General features: G+C 70.2%; 24 protein-coding genes and 2 tRNA genes. 20 read left to right on the forward strand and 6 right to left on the reverse strand.

Going from position 1 to position 22,922, the window contains the following annotated elements:
• The first annotated feature begins 76 nt into the window (after positions 1–76).
• The 5 genes from ABXJ56_RS12740 to ABXJ56_RS12760 all read left to right on the forward strand — a co-directional run bounded on the left by ABXJ56_RS12740 (position 77) and on the right by ABXJ56_RS12760 (position 4,447).
• Positions 77–148 (forward strand) — tRNA-Gln (locus ABXJ56_RS12740).
• 154 nt (positions 149–302) lie between these two features.
• A complete protein-coding gene (locus ABXJ56_RS12745; protein WP_354000121.1) occupies positions 303–1,088 on the forward strand; it encodes a DeoR/GlpR family DNA-binding transcription regulator in 786 nt (261 codons plus the stop codon).
• On the forward strand, positions 1,085–2,032 hold the full coding sequence (locus tag ABXJ56_RS12750; RefSeq protein WP_354000122.1) for a 1-phosphofructokinase family hexose kinase: 948 nt from the start codon (positions 1,085–1,087) through the stop codon (positions 2,030–2,032). Before ABXJ56_RS12745 ends, ABXJ56_RS12750 begins: the two co-directional genes overlap by 4 nt.
• Positions 2,033–2,069: 37 nt before the next feature.
• Positions 2,070–4,148, forward strand: coding sequence for a PTS fructose transporter subunit IIABC (locus tag ABXJ56_RS12755; RefSeq protein ID WP_354000123.1), 2,079 nt, complete (start codon positions 2,070–2,072; stop codon positions 4,146–4,148).
• 29 nt (positions 4,149–4,177) lie between these two features.
• Entirely contained in the window at positions 4,178–4,447 is a 270-nt protein-coding gene (locus tag ABXJ56_RS12760; protein WP_354000124.1) for an HPr family phosphocarrier protein, read from the forward strand.
• Between the two features lie 66 nt (positions 4,448–4,513).
• Here the strand turns inward: ABXJ56_RS12760 and ABXJ56_RS12765 are convergent, their stop codons facing one another.
• Positions 4,514–5,152, reverse strand: coding sequence for an MBL fold metallo-hydrolase (locus tag ABXJ56_RS12765; protein WP_354000125.1), 639 nt, complete (start codon positions 5,150–5,152; stop codon positions 4,514–4,516).
• 107 nt (positions 5,153–5,259) lie between these two features.
• Between ABXJ56_RS12765 and ABXJ56_RS12770 the strand changes: the two genes are divergently transcribed.
• Positions 5,260–5,335, forward strand: a tRNA-Glu gene (locus ABXJ56_RS12770).
• Between the two features lie 52 nt (positions 5,336–5,387).
• Here the strand turns inward: ABXJ56_RS12770 and ABXJ56_RS12775 are convergent.
• Together ABXJ56_RS12775 and ABXJ56_RS12780 are read right to left on the reverse strand one after the other, a co-directional pair.
• Entirely contained in the window at positions 5,388–6,497 is a 1,110-nt protein-coding gene (locus tag ABXJ56_RS12775) for a DUF4349 domain-containing protein (protein WP_354000126.1), read from the reverse strand.
• Complete coding sequence (locus ABXJ56_RS12780; RefSeq protein WP_354000127.1) at positions 6,494–7,075, reverse strand: RNA polymerase sigma factor; 582 nt, start codon at positions 7,073–7,075, stop codon at positions 6,494–6,496. Before ABXJ56_RS12780 ends, ABXJ56_RS12775 begins: the two co-directional genes overlap by 4 nt.
• A 228-nt stretch (positions 7,076–7,303) precedes the next feature.
• On the opposite strand from ABXJ56_RS12780, the gene leuC reads away from it, so the two are divergent.
• From leuC to ABXJ56_RS12810, 6 genes are all read left to right on the forward strand, one after another.
• Positions 7,304–8,761, forward strand: coding sequence for a 3-isopropylmalate dehydratase large subunit (gene leuC, locus ABXJ56_RS12785; RefSeq protein WP_354000128.1), 1,458 nt, complete (start codon positions 7,304–7,306; stop codon positions 8,759–8,761).
• Position 8,762: 1 nt separating this feature from the next.
• Positions 8,763–9,398 carry a 3-isopropylmalate dehydratase small subunit gene (gene leuD, locus ABXJ56_RS12790; RefSeq protein ID WP_354000129.1) on the forward strand — a complete coding sequence of 212 codons (636 nt, stop codon included), beginning with the start codon at positions 8,763–8,765 and terminating at the stop codon, positions 9,396–9,398.
• Between the two features lie 65 nt (positions 9,399–9,463).
• Positions 9,464–10,834, forward strand: a complete 1,371-nt coding sequence (murA, locus tag ABXJ56_RS12795; RefSeq protein WP_354000130.1) for a UDP-N-acetylglucosamine 1-carboxyvinyltransferase — start codon at positions 9,464–9,466, stop codon at positions 10,832–10,834.
• The gene (locus tag ABXJ56_RS12800; RefSeq protein WP_435404997.1) at positions 10,834–11,601 is read left to right on the forward strand and encodes a lysophospholipid acyltransferase family protein; all 768 of its coding nucleotides are present in this window, start codon (positions 10,834–10,836) and stop codon (positions 11,599–11,601) included. Before murA ends, ABXJ56_RS12800 begins: the two co-directional genes overlap by 1 nt.
• Entirely contained in the window at positions 11,567–12,727 is a 1,161-nt protein-coding gene (locus ABXJ56_RS12805) for an NAD(P)H-dependent glycerol-3-phosphate dehydrogenase (protein ID WP_354000132.1), read from the forward strand. The genes ABXJ56_RS12800 and ABXJ56_RS12805 overlap by 35 nt, the downstream gene beginning before the upstream one ends.
• Positions 12,627–13,721, forward strand: a complete 1,095-nt coding sequence (locus tag ABXJ56_RS12810) for a D-alanine--D-alanine ligase family protein (protein ID WP_354000133.1) — start codon at positions 12,627–12,629, stop codon at positions 13,719–13,721. Before ABXJ56_RS12805 ends, ABXJ56_RS12810 begins: the two co-directional genes overlap by 101 nt.
• Here the strand turns inward: ABXJ56_RS12810 and ABXJ56_RS12815 are convergent, their stop codons facing one another.
• Entirely contained in the window at positions 13,722–14,210 is a 489-nt protein-coding gene (locus ABXJ56_RS12815) for a DUF3515 family protein (RefSeq protein WP_435404998.1), read from the reverse strand.
• Between the two features lie 23 nt (positions 14,211–14,233).
• Here ABXJ56_RS12815 and thiL point away from each other — a divergent pair, with 23 nt between their 5' ends.
• Positions 14,234–15,223, forward strand: coding sequence for a thiamine-phosphate kinase (thiL, locus tag ABXJ56_RS12820; protein ID WP_354000135.1), 990 nt, complete (start codon positions 14,234–14,236; stop codon positions 15,221–15,223).
• On the opposite strand, the gene rsmD is transcribed toward thiL, so the two are convergent.
• Entirely contained in the window at positions 15,196–15,792 is a 597-nt protein-coding gene (gene rsmD, locus ABXJ56_RS12825) for a 16S rRNA (guanine(966)-N(2))-methyltransferase RsmD (RefSeq protein WP_354000136.1), read from the reverse strand. The two genes, thiL and rsmD, sit on opposite strands and share 28 nt — an antisense overlap.
• 64 nt (positions 15,793–15,856) lie before the next feature.
• Here rsmD and ABXJ56_RS12830 point away from each other — a divergent pair, with 64 nt between their 5' ends.
• From ABXJ56_RS12830 to mutM, 7 genes are all read left to right on the forward strand, one after another.
• On the forward strand, positions 15,857–16,444 hold the full coding sequence (locus ABXJ56_RS12830; protein WP_354000137.1) for a hypothetical protein: 588 nt from the start codon (positions 15,857–15,859) through the stop codon (positions 16,442–16,444).
• 40 nt (positions 16,445–16,484) lie between these two features.
• The gene (locus ABXJ56_RS12835) at positions 16,485–18,695 is read left to right on the forward strand and encodes an ATP-dependent DNA helicase RecG (RefSeq protein WP_354000138.1); all 2,211 of its coding nucleotides are present in this window, start codon (positions 16,485–16,487) and stop codon (positions 18,693–18,695) included.
• Between the two features lie 26 nt (positions 18,696–18,721).
• Positions 18,722–19,264 carry a pantetheine-phosphate adenylyltransferase gene (coaD, locus tag ABXJ56_RS12840; RefSeq protein WP_354000139.1) on the forward strand — a complete coding sequence of 181 codons (543 nt, stop codon included), beginning with the start codon at positions 18,722–18,724 and terminating at the stop codon, positions 19,262–19,264.
• A gap of 61 nt (positions 19,265–19,325) precedes the next feature.
• The gene (locus ABXJ56_RS12845; protein WP_435405011.1) at positions 19,326–19,799 is read left to right on the forward strand and encodes a YceD family protein; all 474 of its coding nucleotides are present in this window, start codon (positions 19,326–19,328) and stop codon (positions 19,797–19,799) included.
• A 33-nt stretch (positions 19,800–19,832) separates the two neighbouring features.
• Positions 19,833–20,042, forward strand: a complete 210-nt coding sequence (gene rpmF / locus ABXJ56_RS12850) for a 50S ribosomal protein L32 (RefSeq protein WP_019179169.1) — start codon at positions 19,833–19,835, stop codon at positions 20,040–20,042.
• 34 nt (positions 20,043–20,076) lie between these two features.
• Positions 20,077–20,748, forward strand: a complete 672-nt coding sequence (rnc, locus tag ABXJ56_RS12855) for a ribonuclease III (protein WP_354000140.1) — start codon at positions 20,077–20,079, stop codon at positions 20,746–20,748.
• Positions 20,741–21,658: a bifunctional DNA-formamidopyrimidine glycosylase/DNA-(apurinic or apyrimidinic site) lyase gene (mutM, locus tag ABXJ56_RS12860; RefSeq protein WP_354000141.1), complete on the forward strand. Its 918-nt coding sequence runs from the start codon at positions 20,741–20,743 to the stop codon at positions 21,656–21,658. Before rnc ends, mutM begins: the two co-directional genes overlap by 8 nt.
• Before the next feature lie 9 nt (positions 21,659–21,667).
• Here the strand turns inward: mutM and ABXJ56_RS12865 are convergent, their stop codons facing one another.
• Positions 21,668–22,762, reverse strand: a complete 1,095-nt coding sequence (locus ABXJ56_RS12865) for a GNAT family N-acetyltransferase (protein ID WP_354000142.1) — start codon at positions 22,760–22,762, stop codon at positions 21,668–21,670.
• Positions 22,763–22,922 lie beyond the last annotated feature (160 nt).

The following is a 22,922-nucleotide window of genomic DNA, read 5'->3' on the forward strand; positions in this document are numbered from 1 at the left end:
GGGTTCCGACCGGTTTGTCCGCTCGTCGGCCGTGGGATAGACTCGTCCCTCGGTACGACTTCGGTCGGAACCCCCTTGGGGTATGGTGTAATTGGCAACACGGCTGATTCTGGTTCAGTTGTTCTTGGTTCGAGTCCAGGTACCCCAGCAAGGCAGAAAGCCCGGCATCCGCACTGCGGAGAGCCGGGCTTCTTGCGTTCCCACACCGCCGCGGCCCACCCGATGTTGCTTTGTGTGGTTTCTTCTTGTTTTGCGTTGGTTTGTGTTGTAGCGTGAGGGCACCTTGACGCTGAGGATGGACCATGTACGCGACGGAGCGACACGCTCACATCACCCGCAACCTGTCGGCGCGCGGTCGTGTGACCGTGGTCGACCTCGCGCGCGACCTGAAGGTGACGACGGAGACCATCCGACGGGACCTGGACGCCATGGAGGAACAGGGCGTCCTGCGGCGGGTGCATGGGGGCGCCGTACCCGCCCGAGTCGGCAGCACCGCTGAGGTCTCCATCGCCGAGCGCACGAGCGTCAACGCGGGCGCGAAGGACGCCATCGCGCGGCGTGCCGTCGACGTCATCACCCGCGGATGGCGCGGCTCGATCCTCTTCGACGCCGGGTCGACCGCCGCTGCCGTCGCGCGGCTCATCGGTGACCGCGTCGCCCAGACCGGCGCGCGGATCGACGCCGTGACCCACGCCGTGCCGGTGGCGCACGCGCTGTCGACGGCTCCGGGGGTCGAGCTGACCCTCCTCGGCGGGCAGGTGAGGGGGATCACCGCCGCCGCGGTCGGGCCCGCGACGGTCGACTCCCTCCGGGCGCTCCGTCCGGACCTCGCCTTCGTCGGGACGAACGGGATCTCGGCCGACTTCGGTCTCAGCACGCCCGATCCGGCGGAGGCCGCGGTCAAGGCCGCGATCGTCCGCTCCGCACGTCGTGTGATCGTCCTCGCCGACGCCGACAAGATGGGCGTCGAGTCCCTGGTCTCCTTCGCGGATGTCGCCGACATCGATGTCCTCGTCACCGATGCTCCGCCCAGCGCGGAGCTGGCGAGCGCGCTGGCCGCCGCGGACGCCGAGGTGTGGCTCGCATGATCGTCACCCTGACCGCGAACCCGTCGCTCGATCGCACCGTCATGCTGGACGCGCCGCTGCAGCCGGGCGAGGTGCAGGCCGCCCGCGCGGGGCGGGAGGATGCCGGGGGGAAGGGCATCAACGTCGCGCGCGTCGTCGCGGCCGCCGGGGTCGACTCCCGTGCCGTGCTGCCGCTCTCGAGCGAGGACCCGTTCGACTCCGTCCTGCGGGCCACGCGGATCGACGCCGTGCGGGTTCCGATCGCCGGGCTCGCCCGGGCGAACCTCACGGTCACCGACCCGCTCGGTGTGACGACCAAGCTCAACCTCCCGGGGGCGACCCTGTCGGCCTCGGAAGCGGACGCCGTGATCGCGGCCGTCGTCGATGCGTCCCGGGACGCGCGCTGGCTCGTGCTGGCGGGCTCCGTGCCCCCCGGGGCGGGCGACGACTTCTACGTCCGCGTGATCGAGGCGGTCCGCGGGGCTCTCGGAGACGCCGCACCGCGCATCGCCGTCGACACGTCGGGCGCCGCCCTTCGAGCGGTCGTCGCGCACGGACGACCCGATCTGATCAAGCCCAACGACGAGGAGCTCGCCGAGCTCACGGGGGTCGCCGCGTCGCCCGACTCCCTCGTCGCCGATGTCACCGGGTCCGCGCGCGGGCTCGTGGCGTCTTCGCGGATCGGCGCCGCCCTCGTCACGCTCGGCGGGGACGGCGCGGTTCTCGCGACGCCCGAAGGGGAGTGGTACGGCCGTCCCCCGCGCATCGAGGTGGCGAGCACCGTCGGTGCCGGCGACAGTGCGTTGGCGGGGTATCTCCTCGCCGAGCACGACGGCGCCGCGCCCGCGGATCGGCTCCGATCGTCGATCCTCTACGGGGCCGCCGCCGCGTCCCTGCCGGGGACCCAGGCTCCCCGCCCCTCCGACCTTCCCCACGACGATGTGCCCGTCACCCCTCTCTCCTGATCACCATCCCGCATCACCCCGACCATTGGAGGTCACCGTGTCCCAGACCATCACTCCAGGCCTCGTCAGCCTGGACGTCGACCTCGGCGGCGACAAAGCCGCCGTCATCCGCGCTCTCGCCGAACGCGTCGTCGCGCAGGGCCGCGCCGGCGACGCGGACGGCCTCTTCGCCGACGCATGGGCCCGCGAGCAGAAGGACGAGACCGGGCTGCCCGGCGGGATCGCGATCCCGCACGCCAAGAGCGCAGCGGTCTCCGAAGCGTCGCTGGCCTTCGCGCGGCTGAGGCCGGGCGTCGATTTCGGCGCCGCCGACGGTCCGGCCGACCTCGTCTTCCTCATCGCCGCACCCGCCGGCGCTGCCGAGGCGCACCTCGCCGTTCTGTCCAAGCTCGCCCGCAGCCTCATGCAGGACGATTTCACCGCGGGACTGCGGGCTGCGGAGACCGACGAGGACGTCGTCGCGATCGTGCGTCGTGCGATCGGCGAGGAGGCAGGCACCGCCGACGTCGCCGGACCGGTCGCCGCCGCGGCCGCGTCGACGCCGGCATCCGCTCCCGCCGCGGACGACACCCTCCTGATCGAGGGCCGTCCCGCCCGCATCGTGGCGGTCACCTCCTGCGCAACCGGCATCGCCCACACCTTCATGGCCGCCGACGCCCTGACCGCGTCGGGGAAATCCTCCGGCGTGGCGCTGACCGTCGAGCCCCAGGGGTCCAGCGGCTACCAGGCGCTCCCGCAGACCGTCATCGACGACGCGGACGCCGTGATCTTCGCCACCGACGTCGACGTCCGCGAACTCCAGCGCTTCGCCGGGAAGCCCGTCGTCCGCTCGGGGGTGAAGCGCGGCATCGAACAGCCCGCGGCGCTCATCGCCGAGGCGGTCGCGGCGGCGAAGAACCCGTCGGCACCGCGCGTCAACGCTGCGGCGGCCGCGACGGCGTCCGCGTCGACATCCGACGCGAACATCGGCTGGGGAGCCCGCATCCAGCGCATCCTCCTCACCGGCGTGAGCTACATGATCCCCTTCGTCGCGGGCGGTGGTCTGCTGATCGCCCTCGGCTTCGCGCTCGGCGGGTACGAGGTCACCGCGAACGCCGGCAACGTCATCACCCAGAACTCGCTGTGGGACCTGCCCACCGAGGACATCACCTCGCAGTTCGGGCCGCTGGGCCAGTACCTCGGGTCGGTCATGTTCATGATCGGTGCGACCTCGATGGGATTCCTCGTCTCGGCGCTGGCGGGCTACATCGCGTTCGCCATCGCGGATCGACCGGGTATCGCACCGGGCTTCGTCGCGGGCGCCGTCGCGGTGCTGATGGACGCAGGCTTCATCGGCGGCATCATCGGCGGCCTGCTCGCCGGCTTCGTGGCCGCCGCCATCGGTCGTCTCGACGTGCCGCGCTGGCTGCGGGGTCTCATGCCGGTGGTGATCATCCCGCTCGTGGCCTCGATCGTCGCGTCGGGTCTCATGATCCTCTTCCTCGGGCGTCCCATCGCGACCCTCATGGAGGCGCTGAACGTCTGGCTGACCGACCTGGCCGGCACCTCCGGCATCGTCCTGGTGGGTGTCATCCTCGGCCTCATGATGTGCTTCGACCTCGGCGGTCCGATCAACAAGGTCGCGTACGCCTTCGCCGTCGCGGGTCTTGCGGCGGGGTCGGCGGAGAACCCCACGCCGTACCTCATCATGGCGGCGGTGATGGCCGCCGGCATGGTGCCCCCGCTCGCGATGGCGCTCGCATCGACCGTGCTGGCGCGCGACCTCTTCACTCCTGTCGAACGCGAGAACGGCAAGGCCGCCTGGCTGCTGGGTGCGTCGTTCATCAGCGAGGGTGCCATCCCGTTCGCCGCAGCCGACCCGCTCCGCGTCATCCCGGCGTCCATGGTCGGCGGCGCCGTGACCGGTGCGCTGACGATGGTCTTCGGCGTCCAGTCCCTCGCCCCGCACGGCGGCATCTTCGTGTTCTTCGCGATCAACCCGATCTGGGGCTTCCTGATCGCCCTGATCGCCGGTACGGTCGTGTCCGCCCTCGTCGTCGTCGCCCTCAAGAAGTGGGTGGGCCGCAAGGAGCTCGAGCAGGCCGAGGCGCCGATGCAGGCCGCGGTCGCCGTCTGAACACCGTCCATCCCCTCGAAGGAGAAATCATGGCAGAACGCCAAGCCACCATCGCCAGTAGCTCCGGGCTGCACGCCCGACCGGCGAAGCTCTTCGTCCAGGCCGTGCAGGACAAGCCCGTCCCCGTCACGATCGCGGTCGACGGCGGCGCCGACCTCAATGCCGGGAGCATCCTGTCGCTGATGGGTCTCGGAGCCGCGCAGGGAACCGTCGTCACCCTGAAGGCGGAGGGCGAGGGCGCCGAGCAGGCGCTCGATGAGCTGGTCGCGCTCCTGGAGACCGATCTCGACGCGGAGTAGTCGCACGCACGAAAGACGGGGACGGATGCCGAGCGGCATCCGTCCCCGTCCTTCGTCCAGCCGTGATCAGAGGTCCACGGAGTCCCCGGGATCGAGCGCCGTGAACGAGCCCCCATCCTGCTCGACGGCCCAGCGCAGCCGCGCCCGACCCATCTCCCGCCCCGCGGCCGAGAGGGTCATGTCGTGGGTGGCGAACGCCTGTCGCGGCGCGACGGCGAGCACGAAGTCGATGGCCTCGCCGATCTTCAGCCACGGCGCACCCACGGGTGCGGCGAGGAGCTCCACCTTCACGCCGTGCGGGACGGCGTACGAGTCGCCGGGGTAGTAGAAGCGTTCGTTCACGAGGACCCCCACGTTGTCCACCACGGGGATGGAGGAGTGGATCACCGCGTGACGACCGCCGAAGAAGCGGAGATCGAACGGGGCGAGATCGAGGCGGTCGTCCGGATGCACGGGTACGACATCGAACCCCGCAGCGGCCGCGACCACGCCGGGCGGGCCGTAGATCGGCACGCCCGGATGCTGGTCGCGCAGCCGCGACAGATGCTCCGCAGACCAGTGGTCCGCGTGTTCGTGGGTGATGACGACGCCGACGAGATCGCCGAGGTCGTCCAGGGGAGAGGTGAACGACCCGGGATCGATCACGAGGGTCTTGCCGGCCTCGCGGAGCACCAGGGTGGCGTGTTCGAACTTTGTCACTCGCATGCCCCGAGTCAACTGGGCGGGCTCGTGCGCGACAAGCCCGCGATCGATTCCGGCCTCGATTTGTCTCCGGCGCGAATGCCATGGCATACTCGAACGGTTGCGAAAACGGCCCCATCGTATAGCGGCCTAGTACGCCGCCCTCTCACGGCGGTAACGCGGGTTCGAATCCCGCTGGGGTCACCAACACGAAGAAGCCCGGACCAGAAGGTCCGGGCTTCTTCGTTCGCGCGTCCTGTCACTCCGTCTTCGACTCGGGGGGCGTCGCACGACGGCCGCGTCGACGGCGACGGATCGTCCGCACGACGATCCAGACGACCACGCCGGCCACGCCGACGACGAGGAGCCACGGAACCAGGAACCCCAGGGCGATGACGATCGCGTTCAGCGTCGCCACCAGCCCGTTCCACCCCGCGGCGACCCCGTCGGTGAAGCCGGCGGGGTCGGCGGACACCGACGTCGTCCGCGGCTCGACGGTCACCCACAGGGAGGCCATCGCGACCTGTTCGTCGAGCATGTCGAGCTGCTGCTGATACGACTCCAGCGTCGCCTGGCGCTCCGCGAGGGCCGACTCGGCGGCGATCAGGTCGCTGACGTCGGCGGCCTGCGCGAGCAGTTCGGTCAGCCTTTCGACCGACGTCCGTGCCGCGTCGACCCGCGCCTGCAGATCGACGACCTGGGTCGTGACATCGGTGCGGTCGAGAGACGACGTGACCACCTCGCCGATCTCGGCGAGGTCCTCGAGCAGCGCAGGCAGCTCCTCGGCGGGGACGCGGACGCTTACCCATCCGCCCGACGCTTCCGGGAAGACGGCGGGGGCGGACTCGGCGGGCATGACGTCGATGGGCTGGACAGGCTCCCACGCGCCGATCCGCGATGACTCGACGTATCCGCCGCGAGCCGTCGCAGCGGCGCCGACGGCCTCGAGCGCCGCACCCGGATCGTCGACCTTCACCGTCGCCGAGGCCGAGGAGATGACCTGCGTGCCATCGACCGCCGCCGCGCCGCCCCGCAGGTCCGCAGCCGTGCCCGACTCAGCGCCCGTCTCCGGCATCGCGTCGAGCGTGACGGCCCCGGAATCGAACACGTCACCGGTGGCCGGCGCCACGGCGGCGTCACTCCCTCCGGTGACGACATCTCCCACGCTCGGCGCGATGACGGCGGCCACCGCGATGACCGCCGCGGCGGCGCCCCCGGCCATCCACACGCGCCCGCGCCGGGCGCGACGACGTGCGTCCTCCCGCCGATCCGCGCCGATCCGGGTGAACACCCCGTCCTCGATGCGCGCGAGACGCTCATCGTCGATGGGGGTGAGGACCACCTCATCGTCCTTCTCCGACCTGTTCACGTGCTCTCCTTCACCACGGTCCGCAATCTCGTGCGGATGCGAGAGAGACGGTTCCGGACCACGCCGTGCGCGACCCCCAGCTCCGCGGCGGCCGCCTGGTAGGCGTAGCCTTCGGCCGCGCACAGCCGGAAGATCTCCCGGTCCAGGTCGCTGAGCCCCGCCACCTCGTCCGCGATCCGCGCGGCGAGCCGGTCGGTGATCACCTGCTGCTCCACGTCGACCGTGGACGGCAGGGTCTCGTCGATCAGCGCGGAGCGATGCCGGCGGTCACGCTGCTGGACACGGACGCGATTCGCGCTCTGCAAGCGGCAGATCGTCACGAGCCAGGGGAGGAGGGATGCTCCCGCGAGCTCCAGCCCCGGGAGCTTCCGCCAGGCGACCACGAAGGTCTCCTGCGTCACATCCTCGGCATCCGCCGCATCCCCCAGGATTCCGTGCGCCACCCAGAACACGGGCTTGGCGTAGGCGCGGAACAGCTCGCCGAACGCCCGCTCGCTGCCCTCGGAGGCCGCGGCGACCAGGGCAGCGTCATCCCGCCTGTCGATCCGTGCCGTTCCCACCCCTCGGTGTCCTTCCACGTCGATGGTCGTCGTCTCTCGTAACCAGAGTGTCCGCGACGCACGAATCGTCTCACGACGTCGCGCACGGTGTCGGCGGGGCGGCGGTGGTAGCCTGGGCCGGTGCGCGCCGTGGGTCTTCTCCTTCGCAGCCGCGACGAGACCTTGTCCTAGGCCCCTCTCGTCGCGGAGTCCGTCACGGGCCGACCCTTCGGGGCGTCGCCCCCTCTCGAGGAGAACCACACAGACATGAGCACGATCGATCCCGACGGCATCCCCGTCCGCCCGCGCACCCTCGCCGAGAAGGTGTGGGACGACCACCTCGTCGTCAAGGGCGAGGACGGCCAGCCCGACCTCATCTACATCGACCTGCACCTCGTCCACGAGGTGACGAGCCCCCAGGCGTTCGACGGCCTGCGGGCCGAGGGGCGCCCGGTGCGGCGACGGGACCTCACGATCGCGACCGAGGACCACAACACACCCACGTGGGACATCGACAAGCCCATCGCCGACCTGACCAGTCGCACGCAGATCGACACCCTGCGTCGCAACGCCGCGGAGTTCGGCGTCAGACTGCACTCCCTCGGAGACAAGGAGCAGGGCATCGTCCACGTGGTGGGACCCCAGCTGGGCTTGACTATGCCGGGCATCACGGTCGTCTGCGGCGACAGCCACACCTCGACCCACGGCGCCTTCGGGGCGATGGCGTTCGGCATCGGCACGAGCGAGGTCGAGCACGTCCTGGCGACCCAGACGCTGCCGCTCAAGCCCTTCAAGACCATGGCCATCACCGTCGAAGGCGAGCTGAAGCCCGGCGTGACCGCGAAGGACATCATCCTCGCCGTGATCGCGAAGATCGGCACCAACGGCGGCCAGGGCTACGTGCTGGAGTTCCGTGGGTCCGCGATCCGCTCGCTCTCCATGGAGGGGCGGATGACGATCTGCAACATGTCCATCGAGGCGGGCGCGCGTGCCGGGATGGTCGCGCCCGACGAGACGACCTTCGCCTACGTCAAGGGCAAGCCGCACGCACCGCAGGGCCAGGACTGGGAGGATGCGGTGGCCTACTGGCGCACCCTCCCCAGCGACGAGGGCGCCGTCTACGACGCCGAGGTCTTCCTCGACGCGGACGCGCTCGAGCCGTTCGTCACGTGGGGGACCAACCCCGGTCAGGGCGTCTCGCTGAGTGACGTCGTCCCGGCGCCCGATGACTTCGCGGACCCCAACGAGCGCGCCGCCGCCGAACGTGCGCTGGAGTACATGGATCTCGTTCCCGGCACGCCGCTCAAGGACGTCCCCGTCGACGCGGTGTTCATGGGGTCGTGCACGAACAGCCGCATCGAGGACCTCCGGGCCTTCGCCTCTCTGATCGAGGGGCGCACGAAGGCGGAGGGCGTGCGCGTCATGGTGGTCCCGGGGTCTGCACGCGTCCGGCTCGAGGCCGAGGCGGAGGGACTGGACAAGGTGTTCCTCGATTTCGGAGCCGAGTGGCGCTTCGCCGGGTGCTCCATGTGTCTCGGCATGAACCCGGATCAGCTGTCCCCGGGGGAGCGTTGCGCCTCGACCAGCAATCGCAACTTCGAGGGACGTCAGGGCAAGGGCGGGCGCACGCACCTCGTGTCGCCGCTGGTCGCCGCCGCGACCGCGGTCCTCGGGCGCCTCGCCAGTCCGTCCGATCTGCCCGCACGCGAGAAGGTCGAGGCCTGACATGGAAGCGTTCGAGACGCACACCGGCATCGCGGCGCCCTTGCGCCGTTCCGCGGTGGACACCGACCAGATCATCCCCGCGGTGTACCTCAAGCGGGTCACCAAGACCGGCTTCGACGACGCCCTCTTCGCCAACTGGCGCCAGGATCCGGACTTCGTCTTGAATCGACCGGAGTTCGCTGCGGCATCCGTCCTGGTCGCGGGGCCGGACTTCGGCACCGGATCGAGCCGCGAGCACGCCGTGTGGGCGCTGCGGGACTACGGATTCCGGGTGGTCCTGAGCACGAAGTTCGCCGACATCTTCCGCGGGAACGCGGGCAAGCAGGGGCTCGTCACCGGGGTGGTGTCCGAGATCGACCTCGAGGCGATCTGGGCGGCGATCGACGCACGCCCGGGTGTCACGATGACGGTGGACCTCCGAGCCCGCTCCGCGGTCGTCGACGGCGACCCGGCGCGCGGCGTCGCCCCTCTCCAGGTGGCGTTCGACATCGACGATTACACTAGGTGGCGGCTTCTCGAAGGCCTCGACGACATCGGGCTCACCCTGCGCAACGCAGACCGGATCGCGGACTTCGAGGCCCGGCGCGAGGCATGGCGGCCCCGCACGCTCCCGGTTCCCTCCGAGAGCACGTCATAGGGCAGACCGCGCCACAAGCGCGTTCTGCCGCCAGCCATCCTCGAGACACAAGTGAGGTCCCCTGCATGAAGTCACTCGTCGGCGTCGATGCCGAGTCGACCGCCCTCTCCCGCGAGACCGCCGGGGAGGTCCTGGCCATCCGCGGCGGACGTCCCCTGACCGGTCGGGTCGAGGTCAAGGGCGCGAAGAACCTGGCGACCAAGGCCATGGTGGCAGCCCTGCTGGGGGAGACTGCGAGCGTCCTGCGCGACGTACCCGACATCAGCGACGTGCAGGTCGTCCGTTCGCTGCTCGAGGTGCACGGTGTCACGGTGAGGGACGGGGATGAGGCCGGGTCGCTGCGCCTCGATCCGAGCGGTGCGGTCTCGGCGCACTTCGAGGAGATCGACGCGCACGCCGGCGCCTCCCGCATCCCCATCCTCTTCTGCGGCCCGCTGCTCCATCTCCTCGGTGAGGCGCTCATCCCGGACCTCGGCGGATGCCGCATCGGCGACCGACCGATCAACTTCCACATGGATGCTCTCCGCGCCTTCGGAGCCGTCGTGGACAAGAGCTACGAGGGCATCCGGATCACGGCGCCGAACGGCCTCCACGGAGCCGACATCGAGCTGCCCTACCCGAGCGTCGGAGCGACCGAGCAGGTGCTGCTGACCGCCGTCCGCGCGCGCGGCGTCACGGAGCTGCGGAACGCCGCGATCGAGCCCGAGATCATGGACCTCATCGCCGTCCTCCAAAAGATGGGCGCGATCATCTCGTACGAGCCGAACCGCGTCATCCTGATCGAGGGCGTCGAGAAGCTGCGTGGCTACGATCACCGTTGCATCTTCGACCGCAACGAGGCGGCATCCTGGGCCTGCGCGGCCCTCGCGACAGACGGCGACATCTTCGTCGGCGGCGCACGTCAGCAGGAGATGCTGACGTTCCTGAACGTCTTCCGGAAGGCGGGCGGCTGGTTCGACGTGCACGAGGACGGCATCCGTTTCCGTCGTGACGACGCGCTGAAGCCCGTGATGGTCGAGACCGATGTGCATCCCGGTTTCATGACCGATTGGCAGCAGCCGCTGATCGTCGCGCTCACGCAGGCCGCCGGTACATCGGTCGTCCACGAGACCGTCTACGAGAACAGGCTCGGATTCACCGAGGCTCTCGTCCAGATGGGGGCCGACATCGTCGTGCACCCGCAGGGTCTGGCCAGCCCGGAGCGCCGTGTCCCGCGCCGCGCGCTCGAGCAGGCGGCGGTGATCACGGGCCCGACTCCGCTGCACGGCGCGGACGTCGTCGTCCCCGATCTCCGCGGCGGGTACAGCTACCTCATCGCCGCGCTGGCAGCCGAGGGGGAGTCGATCGTCCGCAACGTCGGCATCCTGCGCCGCGGATACGAGAAGCTCCTGGACAAGCTGGACGCGCTCGGCGCGGACTACGACGTCGTCGGCTGATGATGTCGGGCCCCGCGCGTCGCGCATCACCGGAGAAGTCGCGTCCGAGCGCATTCTGGCCCCTCGCGGCGGTCGCCGTGCCGTTGATCAGCGCGCTCATGAAGATCGAGATCGAGGGGGCGGAGAAGCTCCCCCGCGAGGGTGCGTACGTCCTCGCCCCGAACCACTACTCCGAGGTCGATCCGCTCGCCGTGGCCCTCGCGGTGTGGCGAATGGGCCGCGCGCCGCGATTCATGGCCAAGGAGAGCCTCTTCCGCGTGCCGGTTCTGGGCTGGATCCTGCGCAGCACGGGTATGGTTCCCGTCGCGCGGTCCTCGTCCGCGTCGGCTGCTCGACAGACGCTGGATGCGGCGGAGACGCTCGTCCGCCACGGGCGCGGGGTCATCGTCTACCCCGAGGGGACGCTGACGCGCGAACCCGACCTGTGGCCGATGCGCGGCAAGACCGGCGCCGCCCGCCTCGCACTCGCCGGCGGTATCCCCGTGGTGCCGATGGCGCATTGGGGAGTGCAGCAGGTCATGCCGCGCTACGGGAAGTTCCGGATGTGGCCGCTGCGTCGACGTGTGCGCGTTGTCGTGGGTGATCCGATCGATCTCGCTGCTCGAGGGGCGACGCTGACGCAGCCGGGCACGCTCATCGCCGCCACCGACGAGGTGATGGGCGAGATCTCCGCGCTCCTCTCGCGCCTGCGCGACGCGCCGGCGCCACCGGCTCGCTGGGATCCGAGCCAGCATGGGCAGAAGGAGACCGGTCGCCTTGACCCGTAGACAGGATTCGGCTCGCCCTCGCGTCGCGGTCATCGGTGCGGGGAGCTGGGGCACGACGTTCGGGAAGATCCTCGCGGACGGCGGCGCGCACGTGACGATGTGGGCGCGCCGGCCCGAGCTCGCCGCGGAGATCCAGGAAGCCAAACGCAACACCGGATACCTCCCCGGCGTGAACCTGCCGCGGGAGATGTCCGCCACGCACCACCTCTCGGAGGCCCTGGACGGCGCCGAGCAGGTGTATCTCTCGATCCCGAGCCAGGCCGTCCGGCAGAACCTCAAGGCGCTGCGACCCCTCCTCCTGCGCACCGATGCGCCGGTGGTGTCGCTGATGAAGGGCGTCGAGAAGCGGACCGGCCTGCGCATGAGCCAGGTGATCGAACAGGAGCTGCACTGCGACCCCGCGCGGATCGCGGTGGCCTCGGGACCGAATCTCGCACTTGAGATCGCACGGGAGCAGCCGACCGCCGCTGTGATCTCCTCGACCGATCAGGAGACCGCCGACGCCGTCGCGCGCCGCTGCCGCAATCGGTACTTCCGCACGTTCGTGAACACCGACGTCATCGGCACCGAGTTCGGCGGTGTGCTGAAGAACCTCATCGCGGTGGCGATCGGGATCGTCGACGGTGTCGGCTACGGGGAGAACACCAAAGCCTCCATCATCACGCGAGGCTTGGTGGAGATGACGGATTTCGCGGTGGCCTACGGCGCTCAGCCCGGCACCCTCCAAGGTCTCGCCGGGCTCGGAGACCTGATCGCCACGTGCCAGTCGCCGCTCAGCCGGAACAACACCGCCGGGCGGCTTCTCGGTCAGGGCTACTCCTTCCAGGACGTGGTGAAGCAGATGCAGCAGACTGCGGAGGGGCTCGCGTCCGTCGCGCCGGTCCTGCAGCTCGCTCGCGAAGTCGGCGTGCAGATGCCGATCGTGGAGCAGGTGAAGATGGTTCTGGATGGAACGATGGATCCGCGCGACATCGCGCCGCACCTCACCACCGACGACGACACCCCGCAGGGGGAGAGGACACAGCATGGACAGGCCGGCGGTGGTGGTGCTCTTCGGAGGTCGCTCCAGCGAGCACTCGATCAGTTCCGCCACGGCGGGCGGGGTTCTACGGGCGATCGATCGTGACCGCTACCGGGTGATCCCGGTCGGCATCACCCGCGACGGTGTCTTCGTCCTCGAATCCGACGACCCGGACCGCTTCACGATGGACGCGGGACGTCTGCCCGAGGTCGTCGACAACGGCACACGGGTGCTGTGGCCGGAGGGCGGGGGAGACCAGACCCTCCGGGTACGACGGGCGGACGGGACGACGGACCCGATCGGTCGCGTCGACGTGGTCCTCCCGATCCTCCACGGGGTGCACGGCGAGGACGGGACGGTGCAGGGGTTCCTGGACACCCTTCGTCTTCCGTACGCGGGCGGCGGAGTCCTCGACTCGGCACTGTGCATGGACAAGCACTTCATGAAGATCGTGCTCGCGGCGGCGGGCGTGCCCGTCGCGCCCTGGGTCACGGTCACCCGCGCACGATGGTCCCGGGAGCCGGATGTCGTGCGCGCCGAAGCCGCCCGACTGGGGGAGACGTCGTTCGTCAAGCCCGCGCGCGCCGGGTCGAGCGTCGGCGTGTCGAAGGTGCACGAGCCCGGTGAGCTCCACGCCGCGCTGGAGATCGCGTTCGCCGAGGACGACAAGGTGCTGATCGAAACCGCCATCGTCGGCCGGGAGATCGAGGTCGCCATCCTCGAGGGGCGCGATGGCGGGTCACCGCGAGCCTCCCTGCCCGGCGAGATCGTCCTCACGACCCGTGAGTTCTACGACTTCGAGGGGAAGTACCTCGGCGGCGACGGGGCCGAGGTCGTCTGCCCGGCCGACCTCGGTCCCGCCGACGTCGACGCGATCCGCGCGCTCGGCATCCGCGCGTTCGAAGCCGTCGACGGGCGGGGACTGGCCCGGGTCGACTTCTTCGCGACGCCGGACGGGAAGCTCGTGGTCAACGAGCTGAACACCATGCCAGGATTCACGCCGATCTCGATGTTCCCGAAGTGCTGGATCGCCTCGGGGATGAGCTATCCGGAGCTCATCTCCGAGCTGATCGAGACCGCGCTCGACCGCGCGTCCTGATCACCCCTCGGCATCGACGGCGTCGCCGCGCTCGAGGCACCGCGACCCGTCGGGCGGGAGAACCGAGACCAGGGCTGACAGGCGGTCCAGAACCTCGGCGCTCGAGACACGCTCATTGTCGAGATAGAGCTCCACAGCCGGTACGCGCCCGAACGTCGTGACCCGATACCGCGGCGCCTCCGACTCGTCGATGACCCAATCGACACCCGCGACGGTCCGGCAGGGGAGGGTGGTCGGTCCGATCGGCTCGAGACCGCAGGTGAAGAGGATCGACGCACTCGGATCGCCCCACGCCGCGGTCGCCTGAGCATCCGTCCATCGGCGCGGCTCGCCGTCGACCTGGTCGGGCAGCCGCACCATGACGTCCGCGCACGCCGGGTCGTTCGACTGCGGGGCGGCCTCCATGGCGATCGTCGGAGCGCACCCGGCGAGCATCACGAGGGCCGCAGCGAGGACGGATGCCGCCGGCAGACGGAGGGGAGAACGCACCATCCCAGGCTAACCTGGTCCGGATGACCCGATCCGATGCCCGCGTGGGCGATCTCGACGAGCGAACGGTGCTCGCGCACATCCTCGATCGGGTCGGCCCGACGACCGCCCTCCTCGGGCCCGGTGATGATGCTGCGGTCCTGTCCGTGCCGGGGGGTCGGATCGTCGCGAGCGTGGACACCCTCGTCCACGGCCCCGACTTCCGCACCGCATGGACGGACGGCTTCTCCCTGGGGTGGAAGGCGGCGGCGGTGAACCTCGCGGACATCGCGGCGATGGGGGCACGCCCGACCTCGCTGCTGGTCGCGCTCGCGATGCCGCCGGAGACGAGACTGGCGGACGTCGGCGCGATCGCCGACGGACTGCGGGCGGCGTGCGACGTGCTCGCACCGGGTTGCGCGGTGGACGGTGGAGACCTCGCCGTGTCCGACACGCTGACCGTCGCGGTGACCGCCCTGGGTGTGCTCGAGGGGAGCGAACCCGTCACACGGTCGGGCGCTCGCGTCGGAGATGTGCTCGCCGTGAGCGGCCGTCTCGGTCCCGCCGCGCGGGGCCTGTCCCTTCTCTTCGAACGCTTCCGCGACGGCGAAGGGCGACCTGTCCCTCCGCGTACCGCGGATCTCACGGCTGACGAGGCCGGGGATCTCGACGCCCAGCTCCGTCCCCGACCGCCGATCGCCGACGGACGGCGCGCGGCGGAGGCGGGCGCGACGGCCATGATGGACGTCTCGGACGGTCTGCTGCTGGATGCCGCCCGGATGGCCCGCGCGTCCGCGGTGACGCTCGATATCGATTCCGCCGCGCTCGGAAGAGACGTGTCGACCGCCCTCACCGGCGGCGAGGACCACGCGCTCCTCGCGACCTTTCCGGCGGGCGTCAGGCTCCCGGGGTCGTTCGCGGCCATCGGCCGCGCCCGCGAAGGCGCGGCTCCCGGCGTGCTCGTCGACGGCGAGGAGCCCCGCGGCCGCGGGGGCTGGGATCCCTATCAGGACTGGGATCGCGGGCGGGGCTGATCCTCGGATCCGTCGACGGCGGCGTGCCAGACCGTGGTGTCTCCGTACCGTTTCTCCCGAAGGGGCGCGAGCGAGTGCGGCCAGCGCGGTGGATCCGACCGTGACGCCCGCTCGACGACGACGCGACCACCGTCGGAGAGCAGACCGCCGACCCGATCGAGGCACGTCGCGAGGTCGGTTGCCGACAGATCGTAGGGCGGATCGATGAACACCAGGTCCCACGCGCCGCGCGCGGCGGCGAGATAGGCATCCACCGCGCGTCGGTGCACCCTGATCTCCGCGGCCGATCCCAACGCCTTGCGAACCCGCGCCGCGTTCGCGGAGATGATCGCGGCCGCCTGGGGAGCCCTCTCGACAAGATCGACGCTCGCCGCGTCGCGGCTGATCGCTTCGAGCCCCAGCGCCCCGGAGCCGGCGTACAGATCGAGCACCCGCGCCCCCGAGACGAGATCCGCGGCCTCGAGTGCGGAGAAGATCGACTCGCGCACACGATCACTCGTCGGTCGCGTGCCGGACGCCGGCACATCCAGGCGGACGGAGCCGGCGCGTCCGGAGATGATGCGGGTCACCCGTCCACGATAGCGATCGCTATGATCGCCCCGGGGGCGGAGCGAACGAACGCGGAGGTTCGATATGAACGGTCGTCTACGTCTGACCCTGCTCGCGACGATGTGCGCAGGCGCCGTCCTCCTCGGAGGATGCGCCGCCGAGGGCGGTGAGACCACCCCGACGGCGGCGGCTTCCCCGTCCGCCACCCCGCCCTCCGACCCCGAGCCGACCGCGGAGCCCGATCCTCCGGCATCCTCGGCGGTCCTCCCGACCGAGTGCGGGTTGCTCGCGAGCGAGCCGACCCGCGCGGAGACGGTCGGCGACATGACGCTCCAGAGCGACGGTGCCGACTTCGTCCGCCCCGCCCCGGAGGGTTCTTCGCTCGCGCTCGGCTGCGACTGGATCGTCGGGGAGGCCAGCGGCGTCCTGCTCCTGATCAGGACCGCGGATGACGCGGCGGTGACGGCAGGGTTGGAGGCCTTGACGGCGGACGGGTGGAAGTGCCGGCCGGCGGAGGACTTCGGCGCGCAGTTCTGCCAGGCGGCCGGCGGCACGACGGAGACCGAAGAGGTCATCGTCGCCCGTGAGGACGTGTGGATCTACCTGTCGTCCGTGAACCGGAACGCGCGGGCCTTCCTCTCCGAGATCGTCGCCGACATCTTCCCCTCCTGACTCGCGGGGCGGTGTCCGACCCGGAATCTAGACTCGAGGCATGACGCCGCTCACCCTGGATTCGCGACTGAGCGCAGCGGTGGGCGAGAAGACGGCGAAGACGCTCGATCGTGCCTTCGGCATGAAGACGGTCGCCGACCTCCTCCAGCACTATCCGCGGCGCTACGCCCGTCGAGGTGAGCTGACGCCCATCATGGCCCTGCCGGTGGGGGAGTCCGTCACGATCGTGGCCGAGGTCCGACAGGTGCGGGAGCGGCGCATGCGCCAGCGCAGCGGACAGATCCTCGAGGTCGTGATCAGCGACGGCGTCGGCGAGATCACCCTCACGTTCTTCAATCAGGCCTGGCGAGCGAAGGACCTCGTGCCCGGGCGACGAGGGATCTTCGCCGGGAAGGTCGGACAGTACCGCGACACCCTTCAGCTGGCGCACCCCGACTACCAGCTGTTCGACGATGCCGCATTGGCGATCCAGACGGCGCAGGCCAATGCGAACCTGCCGATCGCGATCTACCCCGCGACCGCCGCCGTCTCCAGCTGGAAGATCGCCACGGTCGTCGAGCTGGTTCTCGACCGGCTGGGTCCGGTGTCCGAGCCCCTGCCGGCGGAGTTCCGGGAACGCCTCCTCCTGCTCGACGCGCGTACCGCGCTGGAGCGCATCCATCGTCCGCAGAATTTCGACGAGATCGACGCCGCCCGCCAGACCCTCCGCATGCACGAGGCGTTCGTGCTGCAGTCCGCCCTGTTGCAGCAGCGGGCTTTCGTCCGATCGTGGGGAGCGACGCCGCGCGAGCCAGGAGCACTGCGCGAGGCGTTCGACGCGGCGCTGCCTTTCGACCTCACCGCCGACCAGATCGAGGTCGGAGCCGAGATCGACGGCGACCTGCGCCGCGCGCACCCCATGAATCGGCTCGTGCAGGGCGAGGTCGGGTCGGGGAAGACCCTTGTCGCGCTGCGCGCCATGCTCCAGGTGGCCGAGTCCGGCGGGCAGGCGGCGCTCATCGCCCCGACGGAGGTGCTCGCCGGGCAGCATCTGCGCTCCATCACCCGCATGCTCGGTCCGACGCTGGCGCCCGAGCTCATGCCGACCCTGCTGACCGGCCAGATGACGACGACGGAGCGTCGGAAGGCGGCGTTGCGCGTGGCGTCCGGCCAGGCCCGCATCGTCGTCGGCACGCACGCGCTCCTGAGCGCCTCCACGACGTTCGCCGACCTCGCCCTCGTCGTCGTCGACGAGCAGCACCGTTTCGGTGTCGCGCAGCGCGAAGCGCTCCGCGCGAAGGGGCAGGCTCCGCACACCCTGGTGCTCACCGCCACGCCGATTCCGCGGACGGTGGCGATGACCGTCTTCGGCGACCTCGACGTGTCCACCATCCGGACGATGCCCGCCGGCCGCGCCGGCATCAGCACTCATGTCGCCCCCCTCGCCGAGCATCCCAGCTGGTTCGCCCGGGTCTGGGATCGCGTCGTGGAGGAGGTCGCGGCCGGTCGACAGGCGTTCGTCGTCTGCGCCGCGATCGATGCGGACGCGCTGTCGGGCGCCGACGAGGTCACCGACGAGGACGAACCCGATGCCCCCGCGGATCCATCGGCCATCGTTGGGGACGCGGCGACCGGCGCGGAGGCTCCACCGGCCAAGACGCGCTGGGGGGTCGCGCAGGTCATCGACCTCCTGTCGCGGCATCCGTCGTACGCGACACTGCGAGTCGAGCCGCTGCACGGCAAGATGCCGGCGGACGAGAAGGACGCCGTCATGCAGGCGTTCGCGCGCGGCGACATCGACGTCCTGGTGGCCACGACCGTCATAGAGGTCGGCGTGGACGTCCCCAACGCCTCGACGATGGTCATCCTGGAGGCCGATCGCTTCGGGGTGTCGCAGCTGCATCAGCTGCGCGGTCGGGTCGGCCGAGGCGGCGTGCCCGGACTCTGTCTTCTCGTGACCGAGGCGACGGTCGGCTCGTCATCCCGCTCCCGCGTCGAGGCCGTCGCTTCGACACTGGACGGGTTCCATCTCGCCGAGGTCGACCTCGAGCTCCGGGGAGAGGGCGACGTCCTGGGCGACCTCCAGTCCGGCGCCCGATCCTCCCTGCGTCTCCTGCGGGTCGTCACGGACGCGGAGCTCATCCTCGTCGCCCGGCAGGCCGCGGAGGAGCTGCTGAACGAGGATCCCGCACTCGTCCGGCACCCGGGACTCGCCGAGGCGGTGGACCGGCGCATGAGCGCGGAGCAGCGCGCGGCGCTCGGACGTTCCTGACGGCGGCCGCCGGTAGGCTGAGCCGCATGAACAGCCGGATCGCCGTCGTTCCCGGGTCCTTCGACCCGCCCACCCTCGGTCATCTGGACGTGATCCGCCGTGCGGCGGCGCTGTACGAACAGCTGCACGTGCTGGTGGTGCACAATCCGGAGAAGGAGGCGATGCTGCCCATCGCCCAGCGGCTGGCGCTTCTCGAGCAGGCCATCGCCGACGAGCAGATCGGCGGAGACGTCGTGGTGGCCTCATGGAGCGTCGGTCTTCTGGTGGACTACGCCACGGATGTCGGCGCCGGCGTCCTGGTGAAGGGCATCCGTTCGCAGGTGGACGTCGCGTACGAGACGCCGATGGCGATCGTCAATCGGCACCTGGCTCATGTCGAGACGGTCTTCCTCCTCCCGGATCCGGCACATGCGCTCGTGTCGAGCTCTCTCGTCCGGCAGGTCGCGGCGTTGGGCGGCGACGTGTCGCCTTTCGTCCCCGGTGCGGTCGCGCGCTTCCTCGACCGGGGCGCGGACGCGCGTGCGGCCGATGCACAGACCGACGCCGCTAGCATGGACGACCGTGGCTAAGAAGCATGTGAACGGTCCGCTCGTGGTCCCGGTGCGCGACATCATGTACCGATCCGGCGAGATGCGCGAGCACGACCTCACCCTCCCCATTCCGGAGAAGTGGGGTGAGGGTCTGGTCTCCGTCGCCGAAGGCGAGGAACTGGATGCGCACGTCCGTCTGGAGTCCGTCCACGAGGGCATCCTGGTGACGGCTGAGCTCGACACGCGGTACACCGGGGTGTGCGGTCGGTGCCTCATCGACATCGCCGAGCCCGTCGAAGTCGAGATCCAGGAGCTTTTCGCGTATTCTGGGTCGGAAGAAACTGACTTCGAGGTTCAAGACGACCACGTGGATCTTGAAACTCCGGTCAGGGATGCGATCGTCCTGTCGCTTCCGTTTCAGCCGGTGTGTCAGCCGGACTGCCCCGGTCTTGATCCGGCCACGGGCGAGAGGTTGACCGTGAGCACCGGCGCACCGCAGGGTGAGCCCATCGATTCGCGCTGGGCCGCGCTCCAGGACTACACCCCAGACCACGACACCGACGCCCGACCGTGAGGTCGCGGCGCCCCCGACAGAAGAGAGTCAGCCATGGCAGGTAACCCCCCGAAGCGGAAAGTCTCCCGTTCCAACACCCGCTCGCGCCGCGCGCAGTGGAAGGCCGAGGCCCCCACGCTGGTGAAGACCATCGAGAACGGCAAGGTCGTCTACAGCCGCCCGCACCAGGCGAAGGTCGTCACCGACTCGCAGGGCACGGAGCTGTTCCTCGAGTACAAGGGCCGGAAGGTCGCCGACGTCTGATCGCGTCCGCGCGGAGGCTATCTCCGACGCGGCGATGAACAGTCTCACCGACAAGCTCGGGGTCGATATCGACCCCGAGCTTCTGTCGCTGGCTCTGACCCACCGCTCGTGGGCGTATGAGAACGGGCAGGGGCCCCACAACGAACGGCTCGAGTTCCTGGGGGACTCCGTCCTCGGCCAGGCGGTCACCGTCTTCCTCTACACCCGGCATCCCGAGCTGGACGAGGGGTCGCTGGCGAAGAGACGTGCTGCGGTCGTGTCCACGCTCGCCCTAGCGGAGGTGGCGCGCGGCATCGATCTGGGCGCTCACGTGAAGCTCGGGCGGGGTGAGAATCAGACCGGCGGACGCGACAAGGACTCGATCCTCGCGGACACCACGGAGGCGCTCATCGGCGCGACCTATCTCTCCGCCGGGCCGGAGGCGGCCACCGCGCTCGTCCTCCGCCTGCTCGAGCCCCTCCTCGCCGACCCGGAGCGCTACGGCGCGGCCGTCGATCCGAAGACCGCACTCCAGGAGGCGGCAGCGCGCCTGGCCGCGGCGGCGCCGATGTACAGCGTCACCGCCCAGGGGCCGGACCACGATCGCACCTTCACCGCGGTGGTCGAGGTCGCCGGCATCCGCTCGGAGGGAATCGGTCGCAGCAAAAAGCACGCCGAGATGGCCGCGGCCCTGACCGCGTGGAGGGAGCTGTCGGGTCGTGCCTGAGCTTCCGGAGGTGGAGGTGGTGCGCTCGGGACTCGCGCCCGCTGTGGTGGGCGCGAGGGTATCCGCCGTCACGGTCCACGATCCGCGCGCACTCACTCGGCATCCGACCACGCCCGACGATTTCGAACGCGCGCTGACCGGCGCGCGGGTGGGCGCGGTCTGCCGACGCGGGAAGTTCCTCTGGATGCCGGTCGAAGCCGCGATCGGCTCCGATGCATCCCGCGCACTCGTGGCCCATCTCGGCATGAGCGGCCAGATGCTTCTTCGCGCATCGGACGCCCCCGCGGAGCGACACGAGCGGATCCGCATAGACATCGAGCATCCCGTGCACGGCGCCCTGGCCGTCGTCTTCGCGGACCAGCGCACCTTCGGATCTCTCGCGCTGGATCCCCTTCTCCCGACGGCGGATGCCGCGCCCGGGGGCTTCGGCTCCGGTGATGCGCTCGTCCCCGCGCAGGTCGCGCACATCGCCCGTGATCCCCTCGATCCCGCCCTCGACGAGACCCGCCTTCGGCGGCTGCTGGGACGCAAGGCATCGGGCATCAAACGTGTACTGCTCGATCAGACCGTCCTCAGCGGTATCGGCAACATCTACGCCGACGAGGCGCTGTGGGCGGCGCGCATCCACCCGGAGACACCGGCCGACACCCTGTCCGCGCGACGCGTGACACGGCTCCTCGACGAGATCCGCACCGTCCTGCACAGGGCGCTGGCCGAGGGCGGCACGAGCTTCGACGCGCAGTACGTCAACGTCAACGGCCAGGCCGGTTACTTCGCCCACTCGCTGCACGCCTACGGGCGGACCGGCGCCCCCTGTCATCGGTGCGCGCGCCCCATCCTGCGGGTGTCGTTCATGAATCGCTCGAGCCACTACTGCCCCCGGTGTCAACGGCTCCCGCGAGGCCGCTGACACCGGGGCTCAGTCGCGTGGGGGGAGCACCTTCTTCCACGCACCTCCGTAGGCGAGGGGAACGAAACCCATCGCCTCGTTGATGTCGAGCATCGGACGATTCTCCTCGGCGTTGTAGGTCAGGACGCGCGGTGACGACGGGGCGTGCTCACGCCAGGCGAGCAGCCCGGCGCACTTAACGAGGAGTCCGAGACGGTGCCCGCGGTGCTCACGGAGGACGAGAGTGTCCTCCTGGTGGGTCGCTCCGGTCCGGTCCCGGCCGATGACCAGTTCGTTGAACGCGCACAGCCGTCCCGACTCCCGGTGTTGAGCTGCGGTCACCAGCATGTGCTGTCCGCCGCTCAGGTAACGCGCGTCGTGCTCGGAGATGCGGGCGGCATCCCAGTGCTCCTCGTCCATCTCCAGATCGGCGGAAGGAGCATCCGTCGACATCCTCGATTTCATCCAGGCGTACTCCTCGACGAACGCCGGGGGTGTGGGGAGGGTCCACTGGACGACGCGATACGCCGTGGATGCACGCTCCGCGTCCGCGAGCAGCTCCCGCACGCGTGGGAGATCCCCGTCGAGGGCGAGTGCGCTGTTGCGTTCGACCTGCTCGAGGCGGTAGCCGTGAGCAAGGTAGAACCGCGCGGCGTGATCCAGCGGTACGCGGCCGAATCCGGTGGGCGCGTCCAGCTGCTCTCCCGGTGACGCGGGATGCGCGGCCCACGACTGCAGGACATGTCGGCCGTGCGCGCGCGCTTCCCCTTCGATCATCGCCAGGGCTGCCGAGCCGATTCCGCGTCCCCAGGCTGCCCGGAGGAGTTCGATGAGCCAGAGGGCGGAGGCGGATCCGTCTTCGAGCGGCAGATCGAGCCCGACGCGGCCGACGACGGTCCCGTTCCAGACGGCCGACCACACGCGACGGATCTCGAACGGGCTCGGCGCGTAGTGCGGCAGGAGCTCCTCCGGAGTCATCGATTCGTCGTCGTGTCCGTTGATCTCGCGGTAGACGCGGTTGCGGACCTCGACCATCGTCCGGAAGTCGAGGGCCTCGGGAGCGGTGAGGTCGTCGGGGACGGAGAGCTCCCGCAGCTCGAGGCCGGCGGGATGGGCGGTGTTCATGGTCTTTCCTTCGATCGGGTGTGGCACGGATCAGAGGCGGGGCGCGAGAAGGAGCAGGCGCAGAGCTCGGTGCTCGCGATGCGAGCGGAGTTCGTCGGGGGAGTGCGGGCGCGCGTGGTCGCGGCGCTCGTCGAGCGTGAGGTACATGACGGAGCTTTCC

The sequence above is a fragment of the Microbacterium aurantiacum genome (assembly GCF_040532595.1).
GTDB classification, from domain to species: domain Bacteria; phylum Actinomycetota; class Actinomycetes; order Actinomycetales; family Microbacteriaceae; genus Microbacterium; species Microbacterium chocolatum_B.

What these genes read in the sequence shown, in the direction of transcription:
- ABXJ56_RS12745 (WP_354000121.1), top strand. Translation starts at nt 303, where the DNA reads ATGTACGCGACGGAGCGACACGCTCACATCACCCGCAACCTGTCGGCG.
- ABXJ56_RS12750 (WP_354000122.1), top strand. Translation starts at nt 1,085, where the DNA reads ATGATCGTCACCCTGACCGCGAACCCGTCGCTCGATCGCACCGTCATG.
- ABXJ56_RS12760 (WP_354000124.1), top strand. Translation starts at nt 4,178, where the DNA reads ATGGCAGAACGCCAAGCCACCATCGCCAGTAGCTCCGGGCTGCACGCC.
- ABXJ56_RS12765 (WP_354000125.1), bottom strand. Translation starts at nt 5,152, where the DNA reads ATGCGAGTGACAAAGTTCGAACACGCCACCCTGGTGCTCCGCGAGGCC.
- leuC (WP_354000128.1), top strand. Translation starts at nt 7,304, where the DNA reads ATGAGCACGATCGATCCCGACGGCATCCCCGTCCGCCCGCGCACCCTC.
- leuD (WP_354000129.1), top strand. Translation starts at nt 8,763, where the DNA reads ATGGAAGCGTTCGAGACGCACACCGGCATCGCGGCGCCCTTGCGCCGT.
- murA (WP_354000130.1), top strand. Translation starts at nt 9,464, where the DNA reads ATGAAGTCACTCGTCGGCGTCGATGCCGAGTCGACCGCCCTCTCCCGC.
- ABXJ56_RS12800 (WP_435404997.1), top strand. Translation starts at nt 10,834, where the DNA reads ATGATGTCGGGCCCCGCGCGTCGCGCATCACCGGAGAAGTCGCGTCCG.
- ABXJ56_RS12805 (WP_354000132.1), top strand. Translation starts at nt 11,567, where the DNA reads ATGGGCAGAAGGAGACCGGTCGCCTTGACCCGTAGACAGGATTCGGCT.
- ABXJ56_RS12810 (WP_354000133.1), top strand. Translation starts at nt 12,627, where the DNA reads ATGGACAGGCCGGCGGTGGTGGTGCTCTTCGGAGGTCGCTCCAGCGAG.
- thiL (WP_354000135.1), top strand. Translation starts at nt 14,234, where the DNA reads ATGACCCGATCCGATGCCCGCGTGGGCGATCTCGACGAGCGAACGGTG.
- ABXJ56_RS12830 (WP_354000137.1), top strand. Translation starts at nt 15,857, where the DNA reads ATGAACGGTCGTCTACGTCTGACCCTGCTCGCGACGATGTGCGCAGGC.
- ABXJ56_RS12835 (WP_354000138.1), top strand. Translation starts at nt 16,485, where the DNA reads ATGACGCCGCTCACCCTGGATTCGCGACTGAGCGCAGCGGTGGGCGAG.
- coaD (WP_354000139.1), top strand. Translation starts at nt 18,722, where the DNA reads ATGAACAGCCGGATCGCCGTCGTTCCCGGGTCCTTCGACCCGCCCACC.
- ABXJ56_RS12845 (WP_435405011.1), top strand. Translation starts at nt 19,326, where the DNA reads ATGCGCGAGCACGACCTCACCCTCCCCATTCCGGAGAAGTGGGGTGAG.
- rpmF (WP_019179169.1), top strand. Translation starts at nt 19,833, where the DNA reads ATGGCAGGTAACCCCCCGAAGCGGAAAGTCTCCCGTTCCAACACCCGC.
- rnc (WP_354000140.1), top strand. Translation starts at nt 20,077, where the DNA reads ATGAACAGTCTCACCGACAAGCTCGGGGTCGATATCGACCCCGAGCTT.
- ABXJ56_RS12865 (WP_354000142.1), bottom strand. Translation starts at nt 22,762, where the DNA reads ATGAACACCGCCCATCCCGCCGGCCTCGAGCTGCGGGAGCTCTCCGTC.